The sequence below is a fragment of the Elusimicrobiota bacterium genome (genome assembly GCA_026388095.1).
GTDB lineage: Bacteria > Elusimicrobiota > Elusimicrobia > UBA1565 > UBA9628 > UBA9628.
Window position 1 is genome coordinate 20,774 of the sequence record JAPLKL010000061.1, and the last position, 10,059, is coordinate 30,832.

Genomic DNA, 10,059 nt, shown 5'->3' on the forward strand with positions numbered 1-10,059 from the left:
CACGATCCGCTAAAAGTTCTCACGTGAAACCAATCGCAACATTGATTTCAGCGCAGCACTAATGCTATAAATATTCGGCCGCGCATCAGGGGGAGTCGAATGGCAGAAACGATCGTCGTCGCGAATCAAAAGGGGGGGGTCGGAAAGACGACCACGGCCATAAATCTCGCGGCCGCGCTCGCTTTGCTAAAGCAGCCGACGCTCCTGATCGATGTGGACCCCCAAGGCAACGCCACTTCCGGCCTTGGGTTCGATCATAATGCCTTCACCCCAAGCGTCTACAATGTGATAGTCGAACTGATGCCCATAGAAAAAACCATCAAAGGAACTATCATACCTGATTTGCATGTTTGCGGCTCAGGGCCAGAGTTGGTCGGAGCGGAAGTCGAGTTGGTCCCAGCTTTGGCGCGCGAAAGCCGGCTCAAAGGAGCCCTAATCGCTGTAAAACAACGCTTTAAGTTCATAATCATCGACTGTCCTCCATCCCTTGGGCTACTGACAATAAACGCCCTTAACGCGGCAAATAAAGTCATCATCCCAATCCAAGGGGAGTACTATGCCATGGAAGGGCTAGCCCATTTCCTGGAGACCATAAAGACCGTAAAATCAGCACTGAACCCAGGCCTGGAGATAGAGGGGGGGGTGCTGACCATGTTCGACTCCAGAATGGTGCTCTCCAATCAGGTAAAAGTCGAGGTCGAAAAATACTTCGACAAGTCTATATTCAAGACCATCATCCCTAGGAACATCCGCCTGGCCGAGGCCCCCGGGTTCGGCCAATGCATATTCCAGTACGACCCCAAGTCAAAGGGAGCCGAGGCCTATGCTGATTTCGCCCGCGAGCTCCTGCGCCGCAGGGGCGTAACCGAAGACCCGGTCGAGGAAGTCAATAAAGAAGCAGCATCCGCAGCAACGGAGAACCAGTCATGAGACAAGCTTTAGGAAGAGGACTAGCCGCTCTTATACCGACCCCCGAGCCGGTCCAGCCAGAACAGGCCCAGGACAGGCCGGTGCCTGGGCCAATCATGGTCCCGATCGATAAGATCCGCGCCAATAGGTATCAGCCGCGCAAGAACTTCGACAAAGAGAAGCTCGCCGAGCTGGCCGCTTCGATCAAGGAGCATGGGCTCGCACAGCCCATAATCGTGTCGCAAGACGGGAAGGACGGCGGCTATGAGCTAATCGCCGGAGAGCGTCGCCTGCGGGCCTGTGAGTTAGCCGGACTCCGGGATATCGAGGTCATCGTCAGGACCGGACACACTGACAAACAGCGCCTTGCCGTATCGTTGGTGGAAAACCTCCAGAGAGAAGACCTCAACGCAATTGAAGCGGCCCGGGGCTATCTCCGGCTGATGAAAGAGTTCCAGATCAGCCAGACCGAACTGACCAAGGTCGTTGGCAAAGCCAAGTCATCCATATCCAACACATTGCGGCTACTTGAACTGCCTGACAACATACAGAATGCGATACATGATGGACTGATAACAGAGGGCCATGCCAGAGCCATATTGATGGTAGATGCGGAAGCAAAGAAGCAGGAACTGCTAAATAGGATAGTTGAAAATGGCCTTTCAGTAAGAGATTCTGAAGATTTGGCAAGAGTTTTATGCGGTATTAATGTAGATGGAGAAGAAACACGAAAAAGGTATAAAAAACAAGCTAAATCAGCTGACATAAAGGCTATAGAGACAGCATTGCAGCACCATATTGGTACTAAAATAGATATAAAAACAAAGAAAGATGCATCAAAAGGAATAATATCAATACACTTCTATTCGCTTACAGATTTTGATAAAATAGTAAATATACTTAAAAAATAATGCTAATTGTAATTTTATCCTTACTGTTACTGCCCGCTTCAGCTGGTGCTATGGATAGATTATCCACAATATCCACAAGCACAATTTTGCCAACATATGTCTCTTTGGCATCCAATATCAATGATTTCGGAAGATTCGCTGATGGCGGAGACGATGCCAATTGGTATATAGGCTTCAACAACTCCTGGATAGTCAAACTACAGCCGGCGCCGATAGGTGAATTCAACAGGTCTTTCATCGGGGCCAAGATCGGCCGCGCCAAGACCAAGCCCACTGCCAGCAAGCCCTGGCTGCGCGAGGTCATAGATGGGAAGATCTACATGGGCATATCCCAGACTCCATCCTTCACCGCGCAGCAGAGCTTCTTCCTGGCCGAGACCAAGGACATGCCCCTGGAGCCGCAGCCGGACGCCCAGATAGAAGGAGTGGGGGCAGGCGAGTGGTTCTGGGCCGAGGTCCCCCTGTCCATGGTCAGCGTTTCCCGCCCCAACTACCTCATCAATTACTCGCCCACCGACACCTTCCTGAAAACCTCCGCCTCCCCGGTGCTCGCGGCCGCGGCCGTGGAAGACTCCGGCGCGCGCGAGATCAAGGCCTGGAACAACCACTCCATCACCGGTGTGCCCCCGCGCAATCCCGACGGCGCCCTGGAAACGCCCATCAACAGCATCTCGCCGGCTCTGGCCATCAAGCTCGCGCCCCCGAGCACCAGCGAGATCAGCGTCTCGGAGTTCATCTACCAGCGGCTGGGCAAGAAATGCCTGGTCCGTTTCTCCGCGTGGGGGGAGAACATGGAGGAAGCCTGGGTGGAGCATTCCCGCGACGGCCTGGACTGGCAGCGGGCCACGCGTTTCCAGCGCAAGCAGCCCTTCGATTTCACCATGCCGCAGGACAGCTGCGCGGCGCCGGGCGAGTATCTGCGCGGCGCGGCGCGCGACGTCCTGGGCACCGTCGCGACCAGCGACCCGTTCCAGATCCCCTATGGCAATCCCTAAGGCCGCTCCCCGCGTCGGCGTGGTCGGAGCCACCGGTATGGTGGGGCGCGAGCTCGTAGCTCTGCTGGAGCGCCGCCGCTTCCCGGTGGGAGAGCTGCGGCCCTTCTCTTCCGGCCGTGCGCGCTCCTCGGTCAGGTTCAAGGGCCGCGCGATCCCGGCTCCGGCCGCGGACCACCGCGCCTTGGGCGCCTGCGACCTGGTCTTCCTCGTCTCCTCGGAGGATGTGGCCCGCCGCTTCGCTCCGAGCCTGGCCCGCAGCGGCGTCTGGGTCATAGATGACAGTTCCGAGTTCCGCCTCGACCCCAAGGTCCCCTTGGTCATCCCCGAGGTCAATGCCGCGGCGCTGACGATCGACCAGCGCCTCATCGCCGGACCCAACTGCACCATGACCGGCCTGGCCGTGGCCGGCTGGCCCCTGCACAAAGCCGCGCGCATCCGCCAAGCGCGCATCGCCTCCTATCAGGCCGTCTCCGGGGCGGGCCGCGAAGCCTTGGGGGAGTTCTTCGCGCAGACGCGCGCCCTCTCCCGGCTGCTGGATTTCGCTCCGGACGGCCGCGCGCCGCTGTTCTGCGCGCCCCGGCCGCGCGCTTTGCCGCGGGCCATCGCCGGCAACGTCTTCCCGCAGGTCGGAAGCTTCGACGCGGCCGGCCGCAGCGGCGAGGAGAACAAGGTCGCCGCGGAGCTGAGCAAGGTCTGGGGCGCTCCCGGCCTGCGCGTGAGCGTGACGGCCGTGCGCGTACCCGTGGTCCGCGGGCATGCCTTGGCCGCGTGGCTGGGCTTTTCCCGGCCGCTCTCTCCGGCGCGGGCCCGGCGCCTTCTGGCGCGCGCCCCCGGCCTGGAGCTTTCCGACGAGGGGGACTACCCGACTCCGCTCGACACGGCCGGCCGCGCGCCGGTGCGCGCCGGCCGCCTGCGCGCCGGTGTGGACTCCAAGGAGCTCGCCCTCTGGGTCGTCTCCGACAACCTGCTCAAGGGCGCGGCCCTCAACTCCGTGCAGATCGCGGAGCTCCTGCTGCGCCGGGCCTGGCTGCGGCGCCGCGCGTAGCCTGCCCCTGAAACATTTTAGTAACATTGTGGGGCTTAAATCTTTGTATAATGATTTCGGATGAGTTCCGACCGCAGGCCCCACCCCTCCCTCCCAGGCTGAACCGGCCGTAGACCTTCCGGATCCGCGCGCTCAAGAGCGCCCGCAAGCAAGGCTCCCCGCCGCATGGGGAGAGGATGGTCAAGATGAAAGCGACTACCGCCGAGCCGGTCGACGCATCCGATCCTGAAGAGATCGTGGAGGAGCGTGCCGCGCACCCCGCGCCCGGACATCAGTCCTCGGACACCGCCGCGCAGTACATGGTCCGCATAGGCAAGGTCCCGCTCCTGTCCCGCCAGGAGGAGTTCCGCCTGGCCAAAGGGGTCCGTGGCCGGATGGCGGAACTGCGGCAGCTGATCCAGGAGTCCCCGTTCATGGCCCGGGAGATCCTGCTCTGGCGGGAGCTCTTGGACCAGGGCGAGCTGTCGGCCAAGGAGCTCATGCCTCGCGGCCGCCGCTCGTCCCAGGAGATCTCCGGCATGGCCCGCCGCCTGCGCGCCGTCGCCGACCAGATCGGGCGCGCCAAGCCCCGGGGCCGGGCGGAAAAAGCCCGGCAAGCGCGAGTCCTCGCCCGACTCATCGAGTCGCTCGACCTCAGCGACCGCAAGGTGGCGCGCGTGGGCAACAAGATCACGGCCCTGGCCGCGGCCCTGCGCCAAGCGCGCAGCCCGGCCGAGCGGCGGCGCCTGAGCCGGCTCCTGCCGGTCGCGCCCCGCGAGCTGCTCGGCCTCGACGAGCGCGTCCGCGTCCTGGAGGAGACCATCCGGGAGGATAAATTCCGGCTCGTGGAAGCCAACCTCCGGCTGGTGGTCTCCGTCGCCAAGAAGCACGCGGGCCACAGCCTGGAGCTCTGCGACCTGGTGCAGGAGGGGGCCTTGGGCCTGATGCGGGCGGTGGAGAAGTTCGACGCCGGCAAGGGCTTCAAGTTCTCGACCTACGCGACCTGGTGGATCCGCCAGGCCATCGAACGCTCCATCGCGGACATGGAGCGCACCGTGCGCGTCCCGCCCAACGTCCGGGAGCGGGCGGCCAAGATCCGCAAGGTCTCCCGCCGGTTCGCGGAGACCAGCGACGTCGAGGCGCGCCTGCCGGAGCTGGCGCGCCGCATGCGTCTCTCCATGGCCAAGGTCAGCCAGGCGCTGGAGGCCTTCCAGCCGACCGTGTCGCTCTCGGGCCCCGCCGTTGAGGAGGGGGAGGAGCACGGCCTGGACTTCGACGCGACTTTGGTGGACCGCCAAGCCCCGCCGCTGCTGGACACGGTGCACGACGTCCTGCGCCGCGCCGAGCTCGAGAAGCTGCTCGGGACCCTCGACGAACGCGAGGCCGACGTGGTCCGGCGGCGCTACGGCCTGGCCACCAACCAGCCCAGCACGCTCGACGAGCTGGCCGGAGCCTATCGCCTCAGCCGCGAGCGGGTCCGGCAGATCGAGCTGGCCGCCATCGGCAAGCTGCGGGACGCCCAGGCCAGCCAGACGCTGCGCGACTACGTGTAGGGCGCCTGGATGGAATCCCGCGCACGAGGCGCGGAACAGATCGTCCTAGGTGACTGCGTCCGGACACAGTCGCCGGGCGCCGACCTGCGGTCGGCGCGGGTTCCGGCGCACAGCGCCGGAACCTCCTTCCAGACGACGCGGAGCCTGGCCATGGATTCTTCGAGCGGTTTCTGCTATCTTCATGGCTGGCCCAGGCCAGAACCCGATGAAGCTCGTCATCGTCGAGTCGCCCAACAAGGTCCGCAAGATCAAGGACTTCCTGGGCCCGGGCTTTCGCGTGGCCGCGTCCTTCGGCCACGTGCGCGACCTGCCGGCCAAGGGCGACCTGGCCGTGACTTTCCAGGACGGCAAGGTGGCCCCGACCTACGAGATGCTCGAGCGTTCTTCCCGGGCCATCAGCGAGTTGTCGAGCCTGGCCAAAGGCGCTGATGAAGTCTTGCTGGCCACCGACCCGGACCGCGAGGGCGAGGCCATCGCCTGGCACGTCAGCCAGCTCCTCGGCGAGCGCAAATACCAGCGCGTGGTGTTCCACGCCGTGACCAAGGCGGCGGTGCAGAAAGCCATGGCAGAGCCGCGGCCGCTCGACTCGCGCCTGGTCAACGCCCAGCAGGCGCGCCGCGTGCTCGACCGCGTGGTGGGCTGGTTGGTCAGCCCCACTTTGCGCCGCATCGGAAAGGCGGCCAAGAGCGCGGGCCGCGTGCAGTCCGTGGCCCTGCGCCTGGTGGCCGAGCGCGAGGCCGAGATCGGCAGGTTCAAGAACGTGGACTACATGATCCTGGCCGCCAAGCTGGAGAAGCCCGGAAGTCCGCCGGCATTCCTGGCCAAGCTCATCACCTGGAAGGGCACGCCGCTCAATCAGCGGCTCAAGGACCCCGCCTTGGCCGAGCAGGCCATCGCCTGGTGCAAGGCCCAGCGCTGGGAGGTCCTTTCCTGCGAGCGCCGCGACTCCTCGCGCAACGCCCCGCCGCCGTTCTCCACGGCCACGGTCCAGCAAGCGGCCTCGGTGCGCCTGGGCTTCAACCCGGACGTGACCATGAAGCTCCTGCAGGGACTCTTCGAGGACGGGCACATCACCTATCACCGCACGGACTCCACGGCCCTGTCTCCCGAGGCCATCGCGGAGGCGCGAGCGCTCATCGCCAAGGAGTTCCCGCCCGAGTACCTGCCCCAGTCGCCCATCATCCACGCCACCAAGTCCGCCAACGCCCAGGAGGCCCACGAGGCCATCCGGCCCACGCATCCGGAGAAAGGCGCCGACGCTCTGGGCCAGGGCGACGCGGGCAAGCTCTACAAGCTCATCTGGCAGCGCTTCATGGCCTGTCAGATGTCCGCGGGCAAGGATCAGATCACGACCCTGGACGTGGCTTGCGCGCCGGGCGAGTGGAAGATGCCCGACGGCACGCTGGTGCCGCGGGGGATATTCCAGGCCAAGGGCAAGGTTCTGGTGTTCGACGGCTGGCGCAAGCTGGCCGGCGAGGACGCGACCGAGGAGGCCAAGGTCAAGGCCAAGCCCGGCGAACAGCCCGAGGGCGACGCCGTGGAAGATGACGAGTCCTCCGACGAGCTGCCGATGCTGAATGTGGGCGATGCGGTCAATGTGCTGGACCTCGTGGCGCAGAAGCGCTCCACCAAGCCGCCGCCGCGCTACACGCAGGCTTCTTTGATCAAGAAGCTGGAGAAGGACGGCATCGGGCGCCCTTCCACATACGCCAACATCATGCGCACCATCATCGACCGCGGCTATGTGGAGGAGAAGAAGCGCAAGCTCCACGCCACGGAGCTGGGACAGTCCGTGACGGATTTCCTGGTGCGCAATTTCACGGGGAACTTCATAGACCTCAATTATACGGCGCGGCTGGAGGAGGACCTGGACCGGATCTCGCGCGGCGAGGCGGACTGGGAGAAGGTGGTGACCGAGGCCAGCTTCGCGGTCCTCAAGCTCGCCCAGCGCGCGGGCCTGCGCGGCAATCCCCTGCAGCCGCGGACGCCTCCGCCGCAGGCCCCCCAAGCCGCCTGAGCCCGCGGCGGCGGCGGATTTGGTATCATCGAAACGGCGTCAAGTAAGCCCCTCCGGAGGAACGACCATGCGCCATCTCGCGGTCAGAGCATTCCGATACGGCCTGCCGGCCCTCCTTTTGGTCTTGGCCGCGGCGCTGACGCGCCCGGTTGCGGCCCAGCCCACCGCGGACTCGGTCAGGGCGGCTTCAGACAAAGCCCACAAGGACCTGGCGCGCGAGGCCGGCGAGGGCGAAGAGGAGATGGAGCCCGCTCCTGAGCCGGCGCCATTTCTCAGGCCCCGGCCGGTCGTCGCGCCCGAGCCTCTGGTCCCGGAGGTCCCGGCGGAGATCCCGGCCCAGCCGCGGCCGGCCGTGGAGCCCGCCCCGGTCGTGGCCCCTCCGGCCGTGGAGCCCGCCCCCGCGCCGAAGCCTGCCGCGCCCAAGGCCAGGCTCGGCATCCCTGTCACCTTGTATTGGCACATGGCCGACGACGCCGATGTCTACCTCAACGGCCGGCCCTTGCGCGAGTACTCGCCGTCCTTCAAGACCCGGGGCGACGAGGCGCCGCAGCCCGCCTTCTCGACCGCTGCCGTCCTGCAGGACGGGGATGTCTTCACCGTCGGGGGTCGCCGGGGCGGGAGCTTCGGCTTCATGCTCATCGCGACGGACGCTTCGGGCAGCGTCCTGTTCGCCACCGACCAGCAGGCCTGGAAGGTCTACACCCCGGGCGACCGGGCGGATTGGTTCGAGCCCGCTGCGGCCAAGGCCTCCCGGTCCGGCCCGGTCACGGTGCAGCCCAGCCCCTGGTTCCCGCAGGTGCAGCTCAACGGCCAACACGAGAACAAGGCCCTTTCCATCTGGGCCAGTCCTTCGGAGACCTTCGCTTACCTCTTCGGCACCGTGAGCCTGCCCGGATCGGCGGAGCGCGTCGAGCGCGCGGTATCCCTGCGCTCCTACAACTATCCCGGCCGGCTCATCAGGGTCCGCGATTCCCTGGCGGAGCTTTCCGACGTCGATAAGGAAGACGCGGACTTCAAGAAGGTCCCGGGCCTGGCCGACGCCTCCGCGGTCTCCTTCGAGTCGATGGGCAGCCCCGGACGCTTCCTGAGGCATCAGTCCGGCCGGCTCAAGCTCGACTCGGACAGCGGCGACAGGCTCTTCAAGGAGGATGCGACCTTCAAAGTCGTCCCCGGACTGGCCGACTCGTCGGCGGTATCCTTCGAATCCTTCAATTATCCTGGATACTACATCCGGCATCGGGACTACCATCTCTACGTTGAGAAGGGCTCCGATGACCTGTTCCGCAAGGACGCGACCTTCAGCTTCGTCGACGCCCAGGCGCGCTAGCGCATGACGGAGCCCGGCGCGGCGCGTCAGGCGCGGCTCTCCACGGAGCTCGATCGCCTCTCCGCCGCCTGCCGGGAGAGCTCCCTGACCGTGGGGAAATTGCTGCCGGGCTTGGCCCCGCGCGACCAGGCGCTTTTCACGGCCATACTTTCCGTGGGTTTCCTGCATCCGATCCCTTTGCCCGGCGTCTCCACGGTCTTCGGCTTGGTCATCGCGTCGGCCGGCTGCCGCATGGCGCTGGGCCTGGGGCCCTGGATCCCGCAGCGCTGGCACAACCGCCATATCCCGGGGCACCAGATGGCAAGGGTCTTCGCGGCCGGCGCCGCGCTCATGCGCCGGTGCGAGCGGGTGGTCAAGCCCCGCGGCCTCTGGCTCTCCGCTCACCCCTGGACCCAGCGGGCCAGCGGCTGCGCCATCGCTTTCTGCGGCCTGCTTTTGGGCGCGCCTCTGCCGCCGGGCACGAACTTCCCGCCCGCCACCGCCATCTTGCTGCTTTCCATCGGGACCGCGGAGGAGGACCTGCTCTTCCTGGCCGCGGGCTACCTCGCGCTGGCGTTCAACATACTCTTCTTCGGCGCCATCCTCGTGCTGGGCTGGGACGGGGTCAAGGCGCTGCTGCGCTAGTCCGATGCCATTCACCCCATTCCACTTCGGGCCTGACGCCCTGATCGGCATCCCGCTGCGCCGGCGGCTGGATCTGCCGATATTCCTTCTTGCTAATGTCGTCATAGACCTTGAGCCGCTGACGGTCATGGTTTTGGGCCTGCATTACCCCCTGCATGGCTACCTGCACACCTTCCTCATCGGCTCGGCCGTCTGTTCCGCGTGGGGCTGGGCCTGCTATCCTCTGCGCGGAGTGTTCGGCCGGTGGATGGCCGGCTGCGGGCTGGAGTACTCGACCAGCAGGACGAGGATGGCGCTATCCGGAGCATTGGGGGCGCTGTTCCATGTCCAGCTGGACTCGTTCCTGTACTCAGACATGCACCCGTTCTACCCTTTCCGAGCCAACCCGTTTCTGGCGCTGATCAGCAGCGCGAACATCTATCGCTTCTGCTCCGCATGTTTCCTGCCCGCGGCCATTCTGGCGATTGGGATCGCGCTCAAGAAGTCGGAAAAACCCCGTCATCGAGCGTGATCGGGCAGCCCCGCTCGCCTGGGTCATCCACCGACTTATCCCTGGGACACTCCTGTCCGGGGAAAATCCGTCGCGCGACGCAACAAGCCCTGATGAAACAGCCTCCGGTCGGGATTGTCCGACGGAAAATCGGCAGCAGGCCTCGTTGATTCGGCTTGCGCGGCTTTACAGCCTGTTCAGAGACATCA

9 protein-coding genes are annotated in these 10,059 nt (G+C 64.8%); all 9 read left to right on the forward strand.

Annotated features, from left to right (window positions below):
- Window positions 1-99 precede the first annotated feature (99 nt).
- The 9 genes from NTY77_14825 to NTY77_14865 all read left to right on the forward strand — a co-directional run bounded on the left by NTY77_14825 (window position 100) and on the right by NTY77_14865 (window position 9,871).
- On the forward strand, window positions 100-930 hold the full coding sequence (locus NTY77_14825; GenBank protein ID MCX5796766.1) for an AAA family ATPase: 831 nt from the start codon (window positions 100-102) through the stop codon (window positions 928-930).
- Complete coding sequence (locus NTY77_14830) at window positions 927-1,820, forward strand: ParB/RepB/Spo0J family partition protein (protein ID MCX5796767.1); 894 nt, start codon at window positions 927-929, stop codon at window positions 1,818-1,820. The genes NTY77_14825 and NTY77_14830 overlap by 4 nt, the downstream gene beginning before the upstream one ends.
- Window positions 1,821-1,924: 104 nt before the next feature.
- Window positions 1,925-2,815, forward strand: coding sequence for a hypothetical protein (locus NTY77_14835; protein MCX5796768.1), 891 nt, complete (start codon window positions 1,925-1,927; stop codon window positions 2,813-2,815).
- On the forward strand, window positions 2,802-3,860 hold the full coding sequence (locus NTY77_14840) for an aspartate-semialdehyde dehydrogenase (GenBank protein ID MCX5796769.1): 1,059 nt from the start codon (window positions 2,802-2,804) through the stop codon (window positions 3,858-3,860). The genes NTY77_14835 and NTY77_14840 overlap by 14 nt, the downstream gene beginning before the upstream one ends.
- A gap of 185 nt (window positions 3,861-4,045) precedes the next feature.
- Window positions 4,046-5,392: a sigma-70 family RNA polymerase sigma factor gene (locus NTY77_14845; protein MCX5796770.1), complete on the forward strand. Its 1,347-nt coding sequence runs from the start codon at window positions 4,046-4,048 to the stop codon at window positions 5,390-5,392.
- Window positions 5,393-5,573: 181 nt separating this feature from the next.
- Complete coding sequence (gene topA, locus NTY77_14850; protein ID MCX5796771.1) at window positions 5,574-7,409, forward strand: type I DNA topoisomerase; 1,836 nt, start codon at window positions 5,574-5,576, stop codon at window positions 7,407-7,409.
- Window positions 7,410-7,476: 67 nt separating this feature from the next.
- Window positions 7,477-8,736, forward strand: coding sequence for an AbfB domain-containing protein (locus tag NTY77_14855; GenBank protein MCX5796772.1), 1,260 nt, complete (start codon window positions 7,477-7,479; stop codon window positions 8,734-8,736).
- A gap of 3 nt (window positions 8,737-8,739) precedes the next feature.
- Window positions 8,740-9,360, forward strand: coding sequence for an exopolysaccharide biosynthesis protein (locus tag NTY77_14860; protein MCX5796773.1), 621 nt, complete (start codon window positions 8,740-8,742; stop codon window positions 9,358-9,360).
- Window positions 9,361-9,364: 4 nt separating this feature from the next.
- Window positions 9,365-9,871 (forward strand): hydrolase, encoded by a 507-nt coding sequence (locus tag NTY77_14865; protein ID MCX5796774.1) that lies wholly within the window; start codon window positions 9,365-9,367, stop codon window positions 9,869-9,871.
- Window positions 9,872-10,059 lie beyond the last annotated feature (188 nt).